The sequence below is a fragment of the Amycolatopsis sp. PSD-21 genome, from assembly GCF_055561455.1.
Genome location: NZ_CM145712.1, coordinates 5,850,998 through 5,872,287 on the forward strand (window position 1 = coordinate 5,850,998; position 21,290 = coordinate 5,872,287).

Genomic DNA, 21,290 nt, shown 5'->3' on the forward strand with positions numbered 1-21,290 from the left:
CAGGTTTCATTCTCAGCTGCGGTCGCCGTCCCGGTCGATAGCTGCACGGGCGGCCGCATCCATGCTACGAGGCACCACCGACAGAAACCGGTTCCGACTCTTTGACCTGCGGTTTTCCCGGCTTTTCGCGTCGATCCCGGCGAGCGGTGAGCCACCGGTGGACCGGTCGTTCAACGCCGGCGGTGATCGCCCAGCCCCCGAACACGGCGGCGGCCAGCACGATGGGGAGCCGCAGCCAACCGGGGACGCCGGCGTTCAGCAGGGCACGGGCCAGGATGTAACCGAGTTCCTGGTGCACCAGATAAAGACCATACGAGATGCCCGCGAGCCAGGTGACAGCCGGGGCGACCCTGGACATGCCGGGCAGCCGCCAGTCCGGTCCGCGCGCGGCCAGGCACACCAGCAGAAGCATGATCGCGAACCCGACGGCCGAGGGCCAGCGCTCGGGATCGTTCGGCAGGGCCTGGTGGAACGGGAAGACCTGCAGGTCCTGTGCGGCACAGGCGGCGAGCACGAACAACGCGACGTGCCAGTGCGCCAGCCGTCGTTTCGACCACAGCCAGATGGCGATCCCGATGGCGAAGACGTGCACGCGGTGCAGGCCGAGGCCGTAGTAGAAGGTCTCCACGAGCTTCGGCGTGGAAACCGGGTCGAACACGACGAACCGGAGGAAAAGCGGCACCAGGATCAGCGCCCAGAGCAGCCCGACGGTGAGCCGGTGGGTGCGCCACCGGCGTGGCCAGAGCAGGGCGGCGGCGGTGAAGGCGGCGAGCTGGACCGGCAGCGTCCAGTAGGCGCCGTCGAGATAGTAGAAGAGCTCGTACCGCCAGCCCCATTCCTGGACCATGCCCAGGTTGGCGAGCAGATCCGCGCCGGTGGGGACGTACCAGGGCGACGGATCGGACGGCGGGCCCTGCGGCACGCCGAAGAGGAATCCGGACAGGCCCGGCGGGAACGGCAAGCCGCTGAACCGGATCGTCGCGTACCGGGCGACGACGTAGGTGACGGCCACCGCCACCAGGTACGCGGGCACCAGCCGCGCGACCCGGTTCCACAGCCACCGCCCGGGCCGCCCCTTGCGCAGGCTCGCGCACACGAAGAAGGCGGAAATCACCAGAAGGATGGCCGCGCCGAACTGAGCGGTCACCTGAAAGGGGTACCCCACCAGTTCGGGATGCAGAAGCGCCCCCTGATGGGTGACGTGCCCGAGCATGACCGCGAAGACGGCTACAACGCGAAGGACGTCCCAGCTGATCTTGCGCGAGGCGCGCGGCGAAGCGTCGGGCACGAGCGTCCTGTGGTTCGGCTGGCGGGGCGACGCGAGCCTACGTCGTGCACCTGTGCGCCGCCTGTGCGGGTGGAACCGATTGCAGGCGAACGACTACCGTATGCGGTGTGAACATCGTCGAGACCTACACCGGGCATGTCGACCCCGGCGGCGACGCCGCCCGTCGCACCCTGGACGCGCTCACCATCACGAAGCTGTCGGTCGGCCCGATGGACAACAACGCGTATCTGCTCGTCTGCCGCGCCGAGAACGAAGCGCTGCTGATCGACGCCGCGAACGACCCGGAGCGGATCTCCGACCTCATCGGCCACGGCCCCGACCGGCCCGCGCTGAAGACCGTCGTGACCACCCACCAGCACCAGGACCACTGGCAGGCCCTCGGCGCCGTCGCCGGCGCGAACGGCGCGAACACCGCCGCCCACCCGCTGGACGCCGAACCGCTGCCGATCCCGCCGGACTTCCTCGTCGAACACGGCGACACGGTGAAGGTCGGGCAGATCACCCTCGAGGTGATCCACCTGCGCGGCCACACCCCCGGCTCCATCGCGCTGCTGTACCGCGACCCGAACGGGCACCCGCACCTGTTCACCGGGGACTCGCTGTTCCCCGGCGGCGTCGGGAAGACGAACTCGCCGGAGGACTTCAAGTCGCTGCTGGACGATGTTTCTTCCCGCATCTTCGACGAACTGTCGGACGAGACGTGGTTCTACCCGGGGCATGGGGACGACTCGACGCTTGGTGAGCAGCGGGCGCACCTGGCGGAGTGGCGCGAACGCGGCTGGTGAGCCGGCGAGGTTTTAGAACGGGGCTGTCTACCTGGTAGGCGGCCCCGTTTCGCTGCGCAGCCGGGCTTAGCATCGGAAAGGGCTACCGACCGGCGTTATCGATCTGCACGACCAGGACCACGACGTCCCGCTTCGGTCGAAGGGTACTTCGTGCCCCGGCCGAACGGGCGCGGTTCTTCACCGGGTTGTCCGGCGCCCGGTCGCCGGACCGCGGGCGGCGGAGTGGCTGCTCGGTGCCGACAGCGAGCTGGTGCGCGCGGAGGCAGAGCGGATCGAGCGTGAGGACTTGGTGCCGTTGCCCATGCCGTCGGTGGCAGTGCAGCGCCTGACCAGCAAGCACGACCAGATCGTCGGGCTGCTCAGCGCCGAGGCCGAGGGCGAGGCACGACGCGAGGTGCGCAGGAAGTGGACCCACGCCGGGTGATCAGCTCGCAGAGCGCTCAACACTCACGATCGGCTCACACGCGCAGGCGAGACGGGGGTGAGCGCTCAGTGAGCGTTCCATCATCACCTTGCGTAACAAGGTCGTTGATCAACACGTCTAACGCACAGATCAGCCGAGAGTGAGGCAGGCCGATGACCTCCGACGCGAATGCTTACCCTCAGCCGCAACCCGATCCCGTTCCGATGTCACATCCGAGTCGCCGAAGCCGCAAGCTGATCTTCATCGTGGTCGGAGCCGTACTCGCTGCCTCTATTGCTGCCGTCCTGATCATCGTGACAACTGCGTCAAGTCCCAAGTCCGTCAACGGAACTCTGTACTTGCTGTGCGATAGGCAGTGCACCAAGGCGACGGCCAACGGGTATGACGGCTATAGCGACATAAGCGACGGATCGCAGGTGACCCTCGTTGACGAGGCTGGCCAGGTCATTGCCATCACGGAGCTTCGTCGGGCGCCCGACGAGAAGACCAGCGTCATTGGTGGCGTGTGGGTACGCACCTTTACGTTCGCGTTCGCCGAAGTTCCAAGCGCCGACCGTTATGGCGTGCACGTCGGCAACAACAATCGAGGCACGCTGTGGAAGAACTCGGACGAAATCGAGAAGAGCGGGTTTCACCTGACCATCGGCGGTTAGCCGCCGGGCAAGCTCGCTTACCGGTCTCGCCACGCCAGTGGGGACAGGGTGACAGCGGCTTCCGCGATGCGTCGAGCGGTCTCGGTCGCGAGCCCCTTGCGAGCAGAGTCGATCCATCCGGCGACGCGCTCGACTCCGGTTTCCCGGTACTCGACGGCTTGGAACAGCATTTCGAGCTTGTCCGCGTCCTTCGCGCACTTCGCTTCGATGCTCTGCCGTGTCTCGTACTCATCGACTGCAGACCGGACCAGGTCCTTTGACGTGGACGGCAGGGCGGCCGTCTGGTCGGCGGTGATCTCGCGGGGCTCGGGTTTGCTCATGTACTTGGCCGCCGTGTGCGGGATGTCCCCGGTCCGGGTCTCCTGCGTGTCGTGCCATAGCGCGAGAAACGCAGCACGCTCGGGGTTCGCTCCTTCCTCGGCGGCGAGCAGCGCCGCGACCTGTGCTGTGCGCAAGCTGTGTTCCGCGATTGACTCCGGATCGCGGACGCCAGCGTGCCACCATCCCGCGCGACGGATGCGTTTGAGCAACCCGAGTTCATAGGTGAACGCGGCGAGAGCGGTGGACTCGTCCGGCATGGTGGGAATCTCCTATCGATCGGCGAGGCGCAGAGCATAGTGAAGGCCAGCAACCTGGTCGCGTCCGTCGCGGGTCAGCGTATCGGCGGAGGTGACCACCTCAAGCGCCCTAGCAAGTGCTCTGCGGACGGCAGGGCTTGTCGTCAGCAGAGCGGGACGGCTGGCCACGAGCGTGTGCACGGTGTGCAGATTGAGGGGCAAGTGCGGTAAAGCCGGATCGAGGCGGCTCACGAGGTGGTGAAGCAGCCGCACACCGGACCACGCCATGCTGTCGTCGTCGGCCATGAAGGAGTCGTCGATCTGGTCGTCGTGGAGTTCGCCGATCCAGTGTGCCCAGTAGTTGAGGTTCGCGAGTTCCGCGCGCGTCCCGTTGGCGCGCTTGACGAAGTCGTGCAAGTGCGAGCCGTCGCCAGTTGAAGCGAGCGCGACGGACGCCGAGCGAGCCTCGAGCAGACTGGTCACGTCGCCGTCTGCGATCGGGAGGCGCCCGGCCTTTGCCCATTCACCGCGAAGCCACTCGGCCACCTGCTCGCGCTGGTCGAAGCCGAGCAGATACACCGCTTGTCGCCGCAGCAGCGCATCCTCGGCGTGAGTACCGCGTTCCGCGACGGTCAGCAGATGGTCGAAGAACCGGGTTCGTTCATCAGCACCCATCGTGGGCCCGAACGCGACCGGTCCACGACGCGGCACTTTCGGCTTGAATACCTCCAACTCGGGCGGCATGTGCCCGGTAAATGGCCACGTGATCAGGTTCGTCAGTGACTTGCGGTGCACGCTCGCCGCCAGCGGATGCACCTCGGGATCGAACCGATCGGCGCCGGCCGAAATCCCGGTCGAGAGGACCAGATCGGCTTCGATCGCCACACGCAGATGTCGGCCGGTCGACGACGGCGCGCCGAGCCGTGACAGCCGGGCGCACAACCGGACGAACTCTCCGGCAGCCATCGCCGACAGGGGCCGCCGCCCCGATTCCCATGCTTGAACTGTGCTGGCGTCTACCGCGAGCCGTTCCGCCAGCCGTTCTTGCGTCAGCCCCGCGGACTGGCGTGCGAGCTTGAGTACGTAGCCGGTCACGATGCCCGTTGACCGGGAACCCTGACTCCCGGTCGGTGTTGCCGGTGATCCACCCACGGTCGCTCCCGCTCTGGACGACTTCTGTCGCACCGCACCCGTACTCGCGGTCGGTTCTGCGTAATCACTGGTGATCGTAGCGTCACTTTGCAGGTTTCGGGATGGCTCCGACCAGCCAGAACACGACGGGAGTGACCCAGTCATGCGAACAGCTGTCCGGCGAAATCGACAGTTCTGTGGCCGTCCCAGTGGAACGCGCCGGGAGTGGGCGCCACAGGCACGGCAAGCGTCGGTGTCGGCGGCAGCCGGGTACGAATGGCGTCTATTCGCCGAGTCCGAAGCACACTTGTACCGCCGTGCGCTGTTGACCCCGGGTCTCTACTGGCCTCCGATGCTGCTCCCGTGGTGCGAAGAAGTGCATCAAGAGCCGCTCGGGCACGAGCGGACCGCCATCGGCGAAGACCGGATCGCAGCGCCGGCAGCGGCCATTCGATGCGTCATATGCGGAGGACTACTACGCGATGCGAACGCGGAAGCACGCGGCGAAAGGGGGCGCAGTGGACAAGCGTGACCGCGACCTTCTCTCCGGCCTGGCGCGGGTCAACACCGACATCGGCAAGGTCACGCTGGACCTCTTGGCCTTGCAGTCCTCGGACGAGCACTACGCGGCCGGGCTCCGGTGCCTCGGCCGTGACCTCGTGGCGATCGGTGTCGCGCTCGTACGACGCGCGAACGAGGTCGACGGCGAACAGCTCGGAATCGGAGTATCACCAGCTCCACGCCCCTAGTCCGCCCGACGCCACGCCCCTTTCACCTGTGTGGCGTCGGGTCGCCTGGTCGGCGTGAGGGTCCTCCCTGCGCGTCGACCAGGTTCCAAACCCCGCCGCCGTGGCGGAAGAGGACGGCGGGCAACCGGGACCGGCGGGCGGGCCCCATCCCGCCCCGGACTCCAGCCACACCCCCGCCAAGGGACAAGTCCGACAACGAGGACGAGGGATAGGGCCGATGGCACGCGAACGCAATCCTGCAGGGACCAGTCCCACGAATCCAGGACCGGGCAAGGACACACCCACACGGCCCACGGACAAAAACTCCGGTCCGCCCAGCGTCCCCAAGCCGCCGGACTTTCCGGACCCCCCATCGAAGCGGTAGCCGTGGCCAAGAAACGACGACGACGCTACCGCTATAGCTGTCTTGTCGGAGGCCAGATGCGAAACATGGTCTTCGACGGGAAGTCGTCCGCCGAAACAGCCGATCGGGCCAACTCATCCGTGTAGCGCCTATCCGTCCACACCATTCCATTGGCTTCCAGCCCGCCGGAAAAGGACGACGAGGTCTAGAATCGGTTCATGCGCACAGCCCGAGAAATGAGCAGGCTAACGGCGGTGTTCCTCGCAGGAGGCACCGAAGCCCGCTTCTACGCGAGGGACCTCCGGCGCGAAGCTTCCCTCAGCCATCGGCGGCTGTCGGAGATGCTGGATGTGATGCGCAACCTCGGCTGGATAGCCCATGAATTCGACAAGACCACAGCCGACGGGCGACCGTACTACGTGCTCACGGACACCGGTCGGCGCGAACTGACCGGGCCGTAACAGTCCCGGCAAGGCACCCGAGCAGCAGCGAGCTCACCCAGCGGCGGCCGGATCGTGGATCCAGCAAAGCTCCCCCGTCGCCGCCTCCTCCCCCAGCGCTTTGACCTCGCACGCCAGCCGTGACAGAACGGCGGCCTTCGACCCCGGCCAAGCCACGAAGTCGCGATCCGCGCCCACCAGGTCGCCGGGGACCGCGCCCCGGTCCATCAAGTCACCGACCACCGAGAGCAGTACCGCGGTCTTCTCCGCGAACGTCGCACCTTCGCCCGCCTTCGCTCCCGCCACGGCGACCACGACCGAGAGCCCGACCCGGTCCTCTCGCGCGTAGTCGAGCAGCGACTCCAAGCCCACGTCACCGGCCATGTCCACTCCCCTCAGCGAAAAGCGATGCCGTACTGCTCCCGTGGGCGGCAAGGCCCCGCGAACGTGTGCTCGACGACGCCGCGCCGGATCTCGAGCAGACGCCGATCGCCGGCGGGCGGCCGGACCACGCGCTCGCACTCGGTCTGCTCCGCGTACCACCAGCAGGCTTCGGGAACGCGGTCGTCGAACGTGATGCTGACGTTCAGCCCTCCGACCACCTTGCCCTCATCGTCAACGGCGCCGGGCGCGATCCCGTGATGGTCGACGTCGACGTTGATCCACTGCCTCTCGCCGTCCAGATCGTCGTCGCAGACGAGGGAGACGAACTCGTGCCGTTCTCCTTTGCGCAACGGCTTCGGGAAGCGCAGCACCGAAGTCTCGGCGCGGCAGCCGATGATCGCTTTGACGGGGACCGAGTCCCGGAAGCCGTCGACGCCGTGTTCGCAGGCGATGACGGTTCGCACGGCCAGACGGCGATGGACCTGCCCTCGCCGCATTTCCACGTCCAGCAGCAGGCGTTCCAGGAACACGGGCTGCGTCCCCGCTCGTGACGACAAGAAACTCCTCCTGACCGTGAAAGATCAGAACCGGCGAAGGCTTTCACCGGTCGTCGCGCCCAAGGTGTACTAGTACACCACAAACGAGCGTAACGTTCGACCTCCCCGGCACGAACCACAGCGCGATGCCGTACTACGGATACGACCCCGGCACCGCGGTCGCCATCGGCGGCCGGTTGCTCGCGCCCGGAATCCCCCGCCACGGCGGATACGGCGAGATCAGCGTGCCGGGTTGGCGTCCTCCGCCGGTCCGCGTGCTCCGTCCAGGTGACAGGGCCGCGCGGCCGATCCGCCGGGCGGTCTGGTCGTTTTGGAGCGTCCCGTACCGGCGCCGGCACGGAAGGCATTGGCCGAGCGACTTCTTCCACGCGTTGTCCTGGGTCCTGTCGTTCCGGCTCGCGTCCCGCCTCTTCCCCACGACGGCGTTGGTGACCGACGGCTGGGGGCACGAGCTGCTCGTCGGACGGTTACGACTGCCCTTCGACGACATTTCCCTGACGCTCAACGGACTCGCCGGGCAGGACCCGTCTTGGTGGGCGCTCGGGAAGTTGCACGCGTACCGCCAGCAGCGCGAGCCGTTCCTGCACATCGACAACGACGTGTTCCTCTGGCCCGGATTCCCGGCGCAAGGGCTCGACGGCGAGGTCGTCGCCCAGAATCCCGAGCACGCACCGGCTTCCGATGCGGGCTATTACCGCCCGGCGGCAGCCACCGAGGCGATCCGGAGCACGGGCGGCTTCCTGCCGAAGGAATTCGGCGACTACACCGGGGAAGCCGCGCTGTGCACTGGAATCGTCGGCGGCACGGCGATCCCCCTCCTCCGCCGCTACGCCGATCTCGCCATCCGCATGGTCGAGTCGGCGGAGAACCAGACAGCCTGGCGACGGCTCGCGCCGCTCGAGGACTACAACCTCGTCGTCGAGCAGTACCTTCTCGGCGCACTCTGCTGGAGCGGCGGCACCACTGACGTCCAATGCGTCTTCGCCTCGCAGGACGACAGCTATCGCGAAGACGACCGGAGATTCACCCATCTCATCGCTTCCGCGAAAAGCGATCTCCGCTACATGCGCTGGCTAGCGAAGCAAGTGAGAAACCATTTCCCCGCCGACTTCGAGATCGTTAGACGCGAATTCGGCGATCGGTAACGATCGCGCGAAGAATACAACCTCCCAGCCCCAGAGGCGTCTCTCCGGAAACAACTCTCCGGCAGGAGGTCATCTCATGACCATCACCCTACGACGCGCGCTCGCCGCCACCGTCCTGATGCTGACCGGCGCCGTCGCCGCCGTCGTCCCGGCGTCCGCCGCGGCACCGCAGATCCCCGCCATGACCGGGATCCGCACCGGCCAGAACCCCGGCTTCGACCGGGTCGTGCTCGACCTGACCGCCGGTCCGGCTCCCGCCGTCCGGTACGACCTCGTCGACGAGTTGATCGCCGACGGTTCCGGCGAGATCGTCTGGCTGACCGGGGAATTCTTCGTCGCGGTCACCGCGTCGCCCGCCGCGGCACACGACGACGCCGGGAATCCGACCTATCCCGGACCGCAGAAGTTCCGGACCCGGAATCTGCGCAACGTCATGGCGGTCGCGGTCACCGGCGACTTCGAGGGCACCCTGTCCATCGGTCTCGGTGTCCGATCGAGGACCACGGTCAGCGTCTCCACCCTGACCTCGCCGAACCGTGTCGTCATCGACGTCCGTCATTGATCACGAGCGGGAATCCGTGAAGACTTTTCGGCGATCATCCCATTTCCGGTGAGCAAAATCCTTTTCGGATTCCCGCGGTGAAAATCACGTTCTGCCCCAACGGGCGATTTTTCGGAAAATCAGGTATCTGCCGCCAGGGTTCGCGTTCCTTCCTTCCGTCAGCATCACCGCCGCTGCGAAGGAGAACCTCATGCCGACCCCACGCAATCCCGACACCCCGTCCTTGGGCCCGGGTGGCGACAATCTCGAAGCGGGCCCGGACAGCTCGGGCCTCGGAAGCTTTTCGGACAGCGAAATCGGCGAACTGGTCACCCAGGCCACCGAAACCATGGCCGCGTCCGGCGAGGACGCCGAGCGCAATTACCAGCGGAGCCTCGACCGGCTTCGCGAGCGCGCGGACGACGTCGTCCCGGCGCTCGGAGCGCAGTACGACGCCTTGTCCGAGGAGCAGTACCTGGAGCGTTGGGGCCTGGTCCAGCTGCTCACCGATCTGAGACACCCGGCCGCCGCTTCGGTGCTGGAAAACGTGCTGCGCCAGCCGATCCCGCCGGAGCGTTCCGACGATCCCGCCCACGGGATCAGCACCGTCGGCGAAGAGGTGATCATCCGCACCACCGCCGTGGAAGCGTTGGCGCGCTTGGCATCCGCCGGGGACAGCGCGGCGAAGGAGCTGCTGCTTCGCCAGGTCCGGCACGAGGTGTTCACGATACGGCGCGCGGCGGTCCAGGCCATCGCCGAGTCCGGGGACACCGAGCTCACCGGCCGGGTGCGCGAGGAGCTCAGCGGCACCGAGGACGAGCACCTGCTGAACATCCGGCGGGTCGACGTCCGCGGCGTGCCCCAGGCCGTCGGCGGCCGGCACGTGAAGGACTCACGGGCCGACGACGTGCCGCCGCCGGAGCCCCCGCGCTCCTGAACCGAACCCATTCCTTCTACAGACAGGTGATCTCCGATGGCCACTTGCAGCTACACCGTGCCCGACAAGAACGTGACCGGGGACAATTTCTACGGCGCCTCGATCTGCAATCAGACCTACATCGACTATTTCTGGAACACCTACGGTTTCGCGGGTAACAAGGACTACTGGGACGACGGCTTCGGCTGGGAAGACGCGTGCAACACCGACAAGCCGCTCGCCCGGACGTTCAACGCGTGCTACCTGCTGACCTATTCGGCGCAGGACTACCAGAACGACGCCTATTCCGGGGCGATGCTGAACTGGGCCCGCCGGTACGTCCGCGACAACTGCGACGACCTCCGCTCGCTGTGCGGCGACGGCAGCGCCATCGCGCGTTCGTTCAGCGGGGCGTTCGTCGACGACCGGATCGAGCTGTACCTCGGTTTCTGGTACTCCAAGGACGTTCCCGGCCGCGCCGAGACGCTGATCCACGAATCGCGACACCAGGGCGGGAAGCCGCACAACGCGAACTTCCCGGCGGGTTCGGTGTTCGGTGCCGGCAAGAGCGGCGCCGACTCCACCTGGGGCTACGAGGGCGCCTGGATGTACGGCGCGCTCTACCTGTGGTGGTTCTACGCCCAGGGCGCCCGCACGACGTCGGCGTTGCGTGAACGAGCCCGCCAGCGCGGGAACCTCGTGATCGACAACGCCTTCGCGACCCACCCGGGCTTCAACATCTGAAGCAGGACCGACACGGCCCTCTCGTACTGCAGACGAGGGGGCCCTGCCTTCAACGTCACGTAATACCTCTGACGACTTGGACCATGTCCCGCTCATCGGGGCTTGACCACGGAGATTTCTGCCGCAATCATCGGATCTCTCGGGAAACCACGCCTTGGATGAGAGCGGATGGTCATGAGAGTTCGAGCGCATCGCACCGCCTGGCTCGCCGTAGTTCTCGCCCTGCTGGCAAGCCTGCTCACCACGACGGCCGCGAGCGCGGAGGTGCACCATCCCCGGCAGAAGTGGTTACGCGAAGCCACCGCCGGCCTCTTCCTCCATTGGGGCATGTTCACCGCGCCACGTCATACCGATTGCGCGGCTTGGGAACGCGCCGTCACCGACGGCGGCTGGAGCGCGGACTACTGGGTGGACGAAGCCCGCAAGCTGGGCGCCTCCTACATCGTGCTCGCCACCTTCCACAGCAGGCTTGGCTACGCGCGTCCGTGGCCGTCGGCGATCCCGGGCAGCTGCTCCACACGCCGCGACCTCCTCGGCGAACTCGTCGAAGCGGGCAATGCCAAAGGCGTCCGGACGATCCTCTACATGACCGACGATCCCCAGTGGCACAAGGAGACCGGTGTCGAGTCACTGGATTCCGCCGCGTACTCCGCCTACAAGGGCAAGCAGGTCGACCTGACGACCCGCCAGGGCTTCGGCGAGTACAGCTACGACCTCTTCCACGAGGTCATGGACCGCTACGCCGACCTCTCCGGGTTCTGGATCGACAACGACAACGACTACTGGGAGAAGAACCGGCTCTACGAACAGATCCGCGAGAAACGGCCGTCCTGGTTGCTGAGCAACAACAACGAGGACACCCCGATCATGGACACCGTAAGCAACGAACAGAAGACCGGCATCACCCCACCGTACGACTATCCGCAGGCCGCCTTCACCCCGATGCCGAGGCTCACCGAGGCCGACTACAAGCTGCCGACCAACGGGGCCTGGTGGTACGACGGCGCCGATCAGGCCGTCGACTTCCGGCTGTCCACCGGGCGCTACATCGCCAACGCGGGTTCGTCGATGAAGTCGCTGATGGCCGAGACCCCGATGGTGAACGGGAAGTTCCCGCCGCGGCAGGAGGCGTACAACAACTTCATGGCGAGCTGGGTGCCCCCGATCAAGTCCTCCCTCCAAGGCAAAGAGGGCGGCGGGTACATGTACGGCGGGATGCAGCCCGGGTTCTGGAACGACGGTGCGCACGGCGTCATCACCGTCGAGCCAGGCGCGGCAACGCAGTACCTTCACGTGGTCACGCGGCCGCGCACCGACCTGCTCCGCTTACGCGACAACGGATACAAGGTCACCAGGGTGTCCGATCTGCGCACGGGCAAGCCGCTGCGCTTCAGTCAATCCGGCGGCTATCTGACCATTGTGGACATCAAGGACTGGGACCCTTACGACACGGTGTTCAAGGTGGAAACCGCCAGGCAGCAGCACTTCCTCGACTCCCGCACCATCAAGGCGACCGCTTCGTCATCGCGCGCCGGGCATCCGGCGTCGAACCTGGTCGACGGGAACTTCGAGAACTACTGGGACGCCGACGGCAAGCAGCCGGTCTCGCTGACTTTGGACCTCGGCAGGCGACGGACCGCCACCTACCTCGCGGTGAACCAGCGTGAGATGTCGCCGACACACGCGCGCGAGTCGTTCGGCAGGCCGGAGGACTCGGCGCGGATCAAGGACTATCGCGTCTACGTCAGCGACGACGGGCGGAACTGGGGCGAACCGGTCCGCACCGGCGCGATGCCGAGCGCCCGCGGCGTGCAGTTCATCGATTTCGGCGAGCGGCAGACCCGGTTCGTCAAACTCGAAGTGTTGAACACCTGGTCCGGGCCGCAGGCGAAACCCTTCTACAAGCAGTTGGCGATCGACGAGATCAAGGTGGCGTACGGCTACCCGAGCTCTGTGCTGGGCGCGCAGGTTCCGCTGGAGGCGGAGTCCTTCCGCAACGACCACGACGGCCGCGCCAGGCTCGGCCATTGCTCGTCCTGCTCCGGATCGTTCCAAATCACCGGGCTCGGTGGCGGCCCGCGCAACTCGGTCACCTATCCGAATGTGACGGCCATCGAAGCCGGAAGTCACCGGCTTCAGCTCGACACCATGGGCGGGCCCGCGACATCGGTGGCGGTGAGTGTCAACGGCGGCACCCCTGTCGAGACCGCGATCGACGCGGGAACGCCCGGAGTCGTGGCTTCGACGGCGATTCCCGTCGACCTGAACGCCGGCGCCAACACGGTCAAGGTGTTCAGCAACGCCACTTCGGGGCCAGGCCTCGACCGGATCGCGATCGCTCCCCTGCCACCGCCGTCCTACACGCCGAAGACGACACTGACCGTCGAGCCGGGCGGCCTCCAATGGCTCGCGCCGGGGCGGCAATCCCTTCAGGTGACCGCGAAGCTGCGGCTCGACGCCGACGACACGATCAAGCAGGTCAGCCTGACGCCCGCGGTCCCGGCGGGCTGGACGTTGCAGGGTGCTCCGGCCACGACGGCGTCTATGCGGGTCGGGAACGAGCTCGAAGCCTCGTGGACGCTGGTCTCCCCCGAAGGTGTCACCGCGGCCGACGTCCCGATCACCGCGTCGTTCGACCTGCTCGGCCGGGCTCAATCGGTGAGCAAACCCGTCCGGGTGAGCCCGCGTCCCGCGGACCGGGTCTTCATGCGGGAGGCCGAAGACTCGGCGAACGACGTCGGCGACGCGGGCGTCACGAACTGCGGAGTGTGCTCGGGCGGGCAGAAGGTCCGCAACATCGGCGGCGACCCGGGCTCGTTCGTGCGGTTCGACGGCGTCACCGTGCCCGAGACCAGGCGCTACACCCTCCACATCGATTTCACCGTCAACGGGCCGCGCTCGTACTTCGTCACGGTGAACGGCGGTACACCGATCGAGGTGAAGGTCGACGGCACCGGCAACAACACCCAGCTCACGACCTCTTTGCCGGTCGAACTGAAGGCGGGGGCGAACACGATCACACTGCACAACGACCACGCGTCCGCCCCGGATCTCGATCGGCTGTCACTGGGGTGAGGTACCGGCTTGACCCTCTCCCCGGGAGAGGGTTCAGGCTGGTCCCATGACGACCTTGATGCCGATCGGCGTGTTCGCGCACGCCACGAGGCTGTCGGTCCGCGCGTTGCGGAACTACGACCGGATCGGGCTGCTGGTGCCCGCCAGGATCGACCCCGGCACCGGGTACCGCCGGTATTCGCTCGAACAGTTCGCCCGGGCGAGCCTCATCCGGCGGCTGAGGGAGCTCGAGGTGCCGCTGGCGGAGATCGCGGGGATCCTCGATGCGGGCGACCCGGACGAGGTCAAGGCCGCGATCAAACGACATCACGACCGGGTGGCGGCACGGGCCGCGGAGCTAGCGGCGATCACCGACGGGCTCGACTCCGTGCTCGCCGAACCGACGCGGTGGCTGCATGTCTACGAGCGTGTGCGCACACCGCAGCCGATCGCGCGCCTGTCGATCCGGACCCCGCTGAGCGGCCTGGCGGAGCGGATCGGCCCCGCGTACGCCCGGCTGTTCGCGGCGCTCGGCGCGCAAGGGGTGGCACCGTCCGGACCGCCCGGGACCCGATACCTCACCGGCGATCCCGAGGAGCTGACCGTCGAACTGTTCGTCCCCGTCGACGGGCCGGTGCGGGAAGACGGGGAGATCGGCCCCGCCGAGCTTCCCGGTGGTCTGCTCGTGGCGACGATCCACGAAGGTGGCTACGAAGACGTCGAGACCGCGTACCGATCACTCGGCCGCTGGATCGCCGAGCGCGACCGCGTCCCAGTGGGGCCCGCTGAAGAGCTCTACCTGGTGGCACCGGGGCCGGGCGTCGTGCCCGAGGCCTACCGCACCGAAATCGCCTGGCCGGTGACCTCGTGATCATCGAGGGAATCGCGGCCGCGGGCGGGGAGCACTGCGAGACCAGCACGCTCGACGTCCTCCTGCGGCACGCCGGGATCGAGCTGTCCGAGCCGATGCTGTTCGGACTCGGCGAAGGCTTGGGCTTCGTCTACTGGGACGGGAAGAACCTGCCGTTCCCGTTCCTCGGCGGGCGGAGCAAACCCGCCGAGATCACGCGAAGGCTGACCGACCGGCTCGGACTGTCCTTGCGGGTCAAGGAAACGACGTCGGCGCGCACGGCGTGGCGGAACGTGGCCGAGGAGATCGACACCGGTGTGCCGGTCGGCCTGCAACTCGATTCGTACCACCTGGAGTACTTCACGTCGAAAGTCCACTTCGGCGGGCACTTCGTCGCCATGTACGGCTATGACGACGAGCGCGCTTTCCTCGTCGACACGGCTCAGCAGGGAGGGGCCGTGTCGACAACACTGGAGAGCCTGGAACGAGCCCGTGGAGAGAAGGGCCCGATGACGGCGAAGAACCGCTCGTTCACCATCGGTGTCGACGCGCCTCTCGTTCCGCTCGCCGACGCCGTCCGCGCGGCCGTCCGGGCCAACGCGGCCGAGTTCCTCGACCCGCCCATCGCGAACCTCGGCTATCGCGGGATCGGCAAAGCCGCCGTCCAGGTGCGGAAATGGCTGGAGCGAAGCAGTGATCCGGCGCGCGATCTTCCGCAGGCCGCCATGCTGATGGAGCGGGCGGGGACCGGCGGCGCGCTCTTCCGCCGGCTCTACCGTGACTTCCTCGGAGAATGCACAGCCCTCGTCGACGACGCCGGTCTCCGCACCGCGTATGAGAAATACCGCGAAATCACTCCACTATGGACACAGGTCGCGGGATTGTTCACCCTGGCAGGGGAAACCGGTGACGCCGGGAAGCTGAACGACGCGTCCGCCCTCCTGTCCGAGCTGGCCAGGCTCGAACAGGAGGCGATGACGGCGCTCGCGACTGTTCAGCCCAGCCGTTCGTAGGGCAGCTTCTCCCCCGCTTCGACCGCGAACGGCAGCTTGTTGCCAGCCGGCGGCAACGGGCACGTGGCGAAATCGGTGAACGCGCACGGCAGATTCGTCGCGCGGGTGAAATCGAGGACGACCGACCCGTCCTCCGCCGGCGGCGGCACCGCGAGCGACCGATTCGCGGCGTAGGTGGTGACGCCGCTCGTGGCGTCGGTGAACAGGATGAGCAGGCCGTCCTTCTTGCCGTTGAACGCGGTGAGCGTGTGCTCCGCGCCGTCGTGGTCGAAACGCACGATGCCCGGCGAGACGTAGACATGGCTGAGCCCTTCGACGACCGCTCCGACCGTGGTCGGCCGCGGCTCGTCGAAGGGCTCGAAAGTCCCGGACAGCACCCAGGCCGCGTCTGGCTCGTACGCCGGGACACCGCGGAAAGCGTTCAGCACCGGCGCCTTCGGGTCGTGCGTCCGGATCAGGTACCCGCCGCGGCGCGCCACCTCGATCTCGATCTCGCCGGCGACGACCCTGGTGGTCGCGCCGCTGTTGACCAGCTCGAAGCGACGGACACCGGTGATCCGCTCGCCGTCGTGCGAGAGATCGGCGCCCTGAGGGTCGAGGTACGCCGCTTCGGCGTCCTGCCACCACAGACCGGGCAGCCCGTCGTACGCGCGCGGCTCGTCCTCGAGCCAGTCAAGGGAAACCAGGGCGAGCCAGCCGAGCGGATCGGCGAGATCGCGCTCGCGCTGGGTCTTCCAGTCCTGCCAGTCGTGCGTGAACGTGTCCAGGCTTGTGCTCATCGACGATCCCTTCCCGTGGCCTCGCTCTTCCCCCAGGTCAACGGGCGGGCGGTGATGATATTTCCTGTCCCGGTATGTGGGCTACGCCCGGAAATCCCCGGTGGTGCCCTCCTCGGCGGAGATCAACTCGGTGATGGGCGCGAAGAACGCCTTGATCCCCGGCAGGTTCGCCCCCTTCTCCCGCGATGCGGCGAAGTCCTCCGAGGACCGCCACCACACGACGTCGAGCCAGGTCTCGTCGTCGACCCGGATCAGCTGGGCGTCGAGGAACCCTTCCCGGTCGGCCCGGAAGTCGGCGAGCATCGCGGGCCGGGCCTGGAGCAGTTCGTCCGCGCGGTCGGCCGGGACCTTGAAGCGGGTCAGTTCGACTGTCGTCTTGGTGCCTGTCGTCATGGTGCCGATGCTAGGCGACGACCCTTCGCGTTCGTTCGACCACTTGCTTTGTTCGCGTATAGCCGACTACTTGCGCACGTCCGCCCGCATTTAGCCGACTAAATGCGTCACGTTTTCTTTGCGTGATCTCCCTGCGCAGCAGCATCACCCTTCGGTGTTGTTCGCGCGTTTCGCTTATCGCTTAAAATTACGAACACCTGTTCGATTTTGTCGGGTATCATGGAGGCGTGTCCGAGACCTTCCTTCCCGAGTTGCCGCAGGAACTGTGGCGTGCCGGCAAGCTGGAGCTTGCCCATGGCGTGCAGCAGTCGTTGCGGGTGATTCGGATGGCCACCGCGGGTTTGGGGCGGTTCCTGGCGGAGGTCGAGTCTCGGGGCGCGAAAGACTTGTTCGGGCATGGGACTACGGCGAGTTGGTTCGCGGAGATGGCGGGGTTGTCGCGGGCCGAGGCGGGTGCGGTGGTGAAGCGGGCGATCGCTTTGAATCCGACGCGGAACCTGGATGGCACCGAAGCCCCGGCCGTGGCACCCGAGACGGCCGCGGTCGCTGCCGAGGGGCTGGTCGGGGATGAGCGGATCGATCAGATTCTGGAGATCTTGAAGAGACTCCCCGCCGACACCTCCGCCGAAGATAAGGCGGTCGCGGAGAAGATCCTCGCCGAGTTGGCCCCGACCGCCGGTCCGCAGCAGCTCGCCAAGGCCGAAGCGAACCTGCTGGGCTGGCTGGACCCCGACGGCAACGAACCCCAAGACCCCGAACCCAAAGAACCACGCCGCGAAATCACCCTGGAACGCCGCAAAGACGGCTTCTGGAAACTCACCGGCCTCCTCGATGACGAGACCGGCGCCCGCACCGCCGCCGCCCTGGAGGCCTACGCCCAACCGCGGCCAGTGGACGAGTTCGGACAGGCCGATCTGCGGATGAAGTGCGAACGCCTGGGCGACGCCTGGGCCGACCTCCTCGACCTAGCCATCGCGTGCCCGGACCAGCCCGGAACCAGCGGCTACCGCACCCTCGTGCACGTCACCATCGGACTCGACGAACTCAAAACCGGCCTCGGCACCGCCTGCCTCGACTTCGTCGGCACGATGACCGCCCGCGAAGCGCGGCTGGCGGCCTGCGACTGCCTGATGTTGCCGGTCGTGATGAGCGCCGCCGGAGAACCCCTGGATGTGGGTCGGCTACGACGCTTCGTCACCCCAGGGCAGAGACGCGCGTTGAACATCCGCGACGGCGGCTGCGCGTTCCCCGGATGCCACCGGAAACCCAAGAACTGCCACGCCCACCACATCATCCACTGGGCAGACGACGGCCCCACCGACCTCCGGAACCTCGTGCTGCTGTGCGGATTCCACCACCGCCTGATCCACCACGGCGACTGGGAAGTCCGCATGGCCGCCGACGGATTACCAGAGTTCATCCCACCCCAATACCGAGACCCACTCCGACAACCCCGCCGCAACACCCTCCACCACCGCTGAACGTCGAGGAGCCCGCCAGCCACACCGGCGACGGGCCCCTCGTCATGCCTAAAACTGTTCAGTACCGGCGGAAACCCCGGAATCGATTGCGCCGTTCGGGCGTATTGGCGCAAGAGTCCTCGATTGTTCCGCAAAAGCCGGAGCAAGATCGCCGTTCCGGACTTGGGAGGGGACGGAGCGCACCATGGTGAATCAACCGCGCGGCCCGGACGGCCGTTGGGTCAAATACAAGTACGGCGCGGGCGCGATAGGCACGGCAGGAGTGGTCGTCGCAGCTACCAACGGCATAGGCGGAGGCACCGCCGCCTCCCTGGATTCCGCCGCGAGCCAAGCCCTCAAAGGCAAGAGCTCCAGCAAGAAATCCGCCCAGAAGGGCCGTCATTCCGAATCCTGGCAACGTCTTGGCTGGCGTCAGCTGAAGAAGACCGCCAAGCGGGAGCTCGAATGCGGACCACATTCCTTCGGCGAAGTCCAGCGCTTCTTCCTGCGCCATCCTTGCGTCGATCTCGACCGCATGATGGTCATCGTCGACGACGGCGCCGGCAACACCATCACCGTCTCCGTCGCCTGGGTGAAGATGCCGAAGGCAAGCGAGGCGAGCGACCTGAAACGGCTCGCCGACAAGGACGGCACCGGCAACGTCATGCTCTTCGGCGAGGCGCCGCCGGGAAGCCGTTTCACCGGCAAGAACTACGACTCCCGCCTGGCCAAGAAGCTGGTCGTGATCGCCGAATCCGCGCCCGCCTCTGGACGGCCGAGCGAAGCGACGCTTGAGACGGCCGTCGATGTCGCCGTCGAGTTCCCCGCACCTTGAACCACCACCGACGAACGGAACGCATGTGAGCAGGAGCGACCATTCCAGAAGGCGACTCGAAAGCCAGGCTCGAGAAATACTCGCGAGAAACTTCACCGGTCTGGACTCACTACAACGCAACGTGCTCACCGCCTTGCTCAGCCGGACCGGTACGGGCTGGCGGCTCATGGTCAAGGCGGCGCTGCCGTCGGGGGACAGCCGGAGCGCGGACGCCTTCCTGATCGGCCAGACCGGCGTTTTCGCTCTCCTGATCTCGGACAAGGGGCCTGATTTCGAGACCGCGAACCAGATCCTGCGCCACGCGAAAGAACGCTTTGCCGGAATCCCCGGACCACAGGGCCGTTCCCTGGCCGAGAGCGCCATCCACCTCGCGGTGATCGGCCAGGGCGCGGGCGACCCCCGTCAGGACGGCGTCCACTGGTCACTGACCGAGTCGAGCCTCGGCCGGATTTTCCGTCGGGACGCGCTTCATCTCGACAAACGGTCGGTCGCCGCCATCGCGGAGCAGGCGGAACGACGGCTGCGCGACTACCGGCCCCTGGCCGTCCAGCAGCCGGACCGTGAGCCGAGCACGGGAGGGCTGCTGGACGTCACCGAACTGATCGAAGACCAAGTCGGAGCAGCCCAGCGACGTCCGTTCGATTCTTGGCTCACCTTCCTGCATCCTCAGCAGAACGCGATCGTCAAGCGGGACTACTCGGGGCCGGCGCGGATCAGTGGCCCGGCGGGGACCGGCAAGACGGTCGTCGCTCTCCACCGGCTCAGGCATCTGGCCCGGCTCAGCACCGGGCCGCTGCTGTTCACCACCTACGTCCACACACTGCCCTCGGTGATCAAGACGGCCTTCGACCGGCTCGCGCCCGAGCTGGACGGTCGCGTCGAGTTCACGAACCTGCACGCCTGGGTGCGCCGATTCCTCGCCGAGCGCGAGGTGCCCGCGCAGGTGGATCGGCGCAAGATCGACACGGCGTTCAGCTTCGCGTGGATGGCCCACCGGGAGAAGTTGCAGGTCATCGAACCGAGCGTCGACTACTGGCGCACGGAACTGGACCGGGTGATCAAGGGCAGGGGCATCACGACGCTCGCCGGCTACGTCGCGGTCCAGCGGCGTGGACGGATCCTCCGGCTCGACGCGAGCCAGAAAGCGCTCGTCTGGGACCTTTATGAGCACTACCAGCGAGGACTGGCCGAAAGGGGCGTGCACGACTACAACGACCTGATCGAGCTCGGCCGCACCGAACTCGCGAAGCGGCCGCTCGAAACGCCGTACGCGGGAGTCGTCGTCGACGAGGTGCAGGACATCCCCCTGTGCGGGCTGCGACTGCTGCGCGACCTTGCCGGTGACGGCCCGAACCGGCTTCTGCTGGTCGGAGACGGTCAGCAGCAGGTCTACCCCGGCGGCTGGCGACTGTCCGACGCCGGCATCCCCGTCCAGGGCCGCGGCGAGATCCTGAAGGTGAACTACCGCAACCGTGCCGAGGTTCTGGGCTTCGCGCGACGTTTCGACGCGACGAACCGGGTCGACGATCTCGACGGCGCCGACGGGATCGCTCTTCGCGCGGCCGAGTCCGCCAGCGAGGGCGGAACGACCGAGACCTGGCGGGGCACGTCCGGAGAACTGCCGGGCGCGCTGGTCGAAGCGGTCCGGAAACTGCCGGCGCGCCTTGATCATTCGGCGCTGATCGTCTTCCATCACAAGGATCTCGGCCGATGCGTCGAGATCCTGCGTGCGGCCGGGATCCCCACGCTGGCACTGGAGCACTACACCGGTGCGGCCGACGGCAAGCTCAAGGTCGGCACTGTGCACCGGGCGAAGGGCTTGGACTTCGAGGCCGTGCTGGTACTGCAGAACACCCACGAGAGCGTGACCGGGAGCCAGGCCGAGGAGGAACGCCGTGAGTTACGCGGCAGGCAGCATCTCGTCGCGGCGACGCGGGCCCGCGACTTCCTCTGGTGGGGCGTGCTCGACGACACCGCGCCCGAGCAGGCCGATGAGCAGGCGAAAGCCGTGAAGCCGAAGAGGACTGCGTCCACGACATGCCGATCTCGTGGTGCTCGCTGTGCCGTAAGCCGCCGCCGAACGTCCTCTCCCACGGCTTCCGGACCTCCGGGGGAAACGCGTATCACAACGACCCGGACTGCACTTGGCTGCGCAAGGGCCAGGGGCGCGCGCATCGGCAGGGCATGAACGTCCACGACGTCACGCGTCTCGCCTGGGGTTCCGTCGCCCCCGGTGAGCTCGAACCGTG

The 21,290-nt window shown here is 67.1% G+C and carries 22 protein-coding genes; 15 read left to right on the top strand and 7 right to left on the bottom strand.

What is annotated here, in order from left to right:
• Positions 1-64: 64 nt before the first annotated feature.
• Positions 65-1,288 carry an acyltransferase family protein gene (locus ACZ1DY_RS27285; RefSeq protein ID WP_465481307.1) on the bottom strand — a complete coding sequence of 408 codons (1,224 nt, stop codon included), beginning with the start codon at positions 1,286-1,288 and terminating at the stop codon, positions 65-67.
• Positions 1,289-1,395: 107 nt separating this feature from the next.
• On the opposite strand from ACZ1DY_RS27285, the gene ACZ1DY_RS27290 reads away from it, so the two are divergent.
• From ACZ1DY_RS27290 to ACZ1DY_RS27300, 3 genes are all read left to right on the top strand, one after another.
• Entirely contained in the window at positions 1,396-2,073 is a 678-nt protein-coding gene (locus tag ACZ1DY_RS27290; RefSeq protein ID WP_465481308.1) for an MBL fold metallo-hydrolase, read from the top strand.
• A gap of 250 nt (positions 2,074-2,323) precedes the next feature.
• A complete protein-coding gene (locus ACZ1DY_RS27295) occupies positions 2,324-2,497 on the top strand; it encodes a hypothetical protein (RefSeq protein WP_257485835.1) in 174 nt (57 codons plus the stop codon).
• 152 nt (positions 2,498-2,649) lie between these two features.
• Positions 2,650-3,150 (top strand): hypothetical protein, encoded by a 501-nt coding sequence (locus tag ACZ1DY_RS27300; protein WP_257485834.1) that lies wholly within the window; start codon positions 2,650-2,652, stop codon positions 3,148-3,150.
• 17 nt (positions 3,151-3,167) lie between these two features.
• Here ACZ1DY_RS27300 and ACZ1DY_RS27305 read toward each other — a convergent pair whose 3' ends face one another.
• Positions 3,168-3,728 carry an HD domain-containing protein gene (locus ACZ1DY_RS27305; RefSeq protein ID WP_257485833.1) on the bottom strand — a complete coding sequence of 187 codons (561 nt, stop codon included), beginning with the start codon at positions 3,726-3,728 and terminating at the stop codon, positions 3,168-3,170.
• Between the two features lie 12 nt (positions 3,729-3,740).
• Positions 3,741-4,802: a helix-turn-helix domain-containing protein gene (locus ACZ1DY_RS27310; protein WP_465481309.1), complete on the bottom strand. Its 1,062-nt coding sequence runs from the start codon at positions 4,800-4,802 to the stop codon at positions 3,741-3,743.
• A 554-nt stretch (positions 4,803-5,356) separates the two neighbouring features.
• Here ACZ1DY_RS27310 and ACZ1DY_RS27315 point away from each other — a divergent pair.
• Together ACZ1DY_RS27315 and ACZ1DY_RS27320 are read left to right on the top strand one after the other, a co-directional pair.
• Positions 5,357-5,587, top strand: coding sequence for a hypothetical protein (locus ACZ1DY_RS27315; protein WP_257485831.1), 231 nt, complete (start codon positions 5,357-5,359; stop codon positions 5,585-5,587).
• A 561-nt stretch (positions 5,588-6,148) separates the two neighbouring features.
• Entirely contained in the window at positions 6,149-6,391 is a 243-nt protein-coding gene (locus tag ACZ1DY_RS27320; RefSeq protein ID WP_257485830.1) for a helix-turn-helix transcriptional regulator, read from the top strand.
• Positions 6,392-6,424: 33 nt separating this feature from the next.
• Here ACZ1DY_RS27320 and ACZ1DY_RS27325 read toward each other — a convergent pair whose 3' ends face one another.
• Both ACZ1DY_RS27325 and ACZ1DY_RS27330 read right to left on the bottom strand, forming a co-directional pair.
• Positions 6,425-6,754 (bottom strand): hypothetical protein, encoded by a 330-nt coding sequence (locus tag ACZ1DY_RS27325; protein WP_257485829.1) that lies wholly within the window; start codon positions 6,752-6,754, stop codon positions 6,425-6,427.
• A gap of 11 nt (positions 6,755-6,765) precedes the next feature.
• Positions 6,766-7,311 (bottom strand): hypothetical protein, encoded by a 546-nt coding sequence (locus ACZ1DY_RS27330; protein WP_257485828.1) that lies wholly within the window; start codon positions 7,309-7,311, stop codon positions 6,766-6,768.
• Between the two features lie 125 nt (positions 7,312-7,436).
• Between ACZ1DY_RS27330 and ACZ1DY_RS27335 the strand changes: the two genes are divergently transcribed.
• The 7 genes from ACZ1DY_RS27335 (at position 7,437) to ACZ1DY_RS27365 (ending at position 15,574) form a co-directional block, all read left to right on the top strand.
• Positions 7,437-8,456, top strand: coding sequence for a DUF6734 family protein (locus ACZ1DY_RS27335; protein ID WP_465481310.1), 1,020 nt, complete (start codon positions 7,437-7,439; stop codon positions 8,454-8,456).
• 76 nt (positions 8,457-8,532) lie between these two features.
• Positions 8,533-9,018, top strand: coding sequence for an AMIN-like domain-containing (lipo)protein (locus ACZ1DY_RS27340; RefSeq protein WP_465481311.1), 486 nt, complete (start codon positions 8,533-8,535; stop codon positions 9,016-9,018).
• A gap of 190 nt (positions 9,019-9,208) precedes the next feature.
• Positions 9,209-9,934, top strand: a complete 726-nt coding sequence (locus ACZ1DY_RS27345) for a HEAT repeat domain-containing protein (RefSeq protein ID WP_465481312.1) — start codon at positions 9,209-9,211, stop codon at positions 9,932-9,934.
• 36 nt (positions 9,935-9,970) lie between these two features.
• The gene (locus tag ACZ1DY_RS27350; protein ID WP_126734084.1) at positions 9,971-10,657 is read left to right on the top strand and encodes a hypothetical protein; all 687 of its coding nucleotides are present in this window, start codon (positions 9,971-9,973) and stop codon (positions 10,655-10,657) included.
• A 168-nt stretch (positions 10,658-10,825) separates the two neighbouring features.
• Positions 10,826-13,732: a discoidin domain-containing protein gene (locus tag ACZ1DY_RS27355; protein WP_465481313.1), complete on the top strand. Its 2,907-nt coding sequence runs from the start codon at positions 10,826-10,828 to the stop codon at positions 13,730-13,732.
• Between the two features lie 46 nt (positions 13,733-13,778).
• Positions 13,779-14,582 (top strand): MerR family transcriptional regulator, encoded by an 804-nt coding sequence (locus tag ACZ1DY_RS27360; protein WP_465481314.1) that lies wholly within the window; start codon positions 13,779-13,781, stop codon positions 14,580-14,582.
• Positions 14,579-15,574 (top strand): BtrH N-terminal domain-containing protein, encoded by a 996-nt coding sequence (locus ACZ1DY_RS27365; protein ID WP_465481315.1) that lies wholly within the window; start codon positions 14,579-14,581, stop codon positions 15,572-15,574. Before ACZ1DY_RS27360 ends, ACZ1DY_RS27365 begins: the two co-directional genes overlap by 4 nt.
• Here ACZ1DY_RS27365 and ACZ1DY_RS27370 read toward each other — a convergent pair.
• Entirely contained in the window at positions 15,556-16,353 is a 798-nt protein-coding gene (locus ACZ1DY_RS27370) for a DUF1684 domain-containing protein (RefSeq protein ID WP_465481316.1), read from the bottom strand. The genes ACZ1DY_RS27365 and ACZ1DY_RS27370 overlap by 19 nt on opposite strands.
• Before the next feature lie 81 nt (positions 16,354-16,434).
• Positions 16,435-16,746 carry an antibiotic biosynthesis monooxygenase family protein gene (locus ACZ1DY_RS27375; RefSeq protein ID WP_126734088.1) on the bottom strand — a complete coding sequence of 104 codons (312 nt, stop codon included), beginning with the start codon at positions 16,744-16,746 and terminating at the stop codon, positions 16,435-16,437.
• A gap of 227 nt (positions 16,747-16,973) precedes the next feature.
• Between ACZ1DY_RS27375 and ACZ1DY_RS27380 the strand changes: the two genes are divergently transcribed.
• The 3 genes from ACZ1DY_RS27380 (at position 16,974) to ACZ1DY_RS27390 (ending at position 21,229) form a co-directional block, all read left to right on the top strand.
• Positions 16,974-18,227 carry an HNH endonuclease signature motif containing protein gene (locus ACZ1DY_RS27380; RefSeq protein ID WP_465481317.1) on the top strand — a complete coding sequence of 418 codons (1,254 nt, stop codon included), beginning with the start codon at positions 16,974-16,976 and terminating at the stop codon, positions 18,225-18,227.
• Positions 18,228-18,411: 184 nt separating this feature from the next.
• Entirely contained in the window at positions 18,412-19,041 is a 630-nt protein-coding gene (locus tag ACZ1DY_RS27385) for a hypothetical protein (RefSeq protein ID WP_465481318.1), read from the top strand.
• Positions 19,042-19,162: 121 nt separating this feature from the next.
• On the top strand, positions 19,163-21,229 hold the full coding sequence (locus ACZ1DY_RS27390; protein WP_465481319.1) for a UvrD-helicase domain-containing protein: 2,067 nt from the start codon (positions 19,163-19,165) through the stop codon (positions 21,227-21,229).
• Positions 21,230-21,290 lie beyond the last annotated feature (61 nt).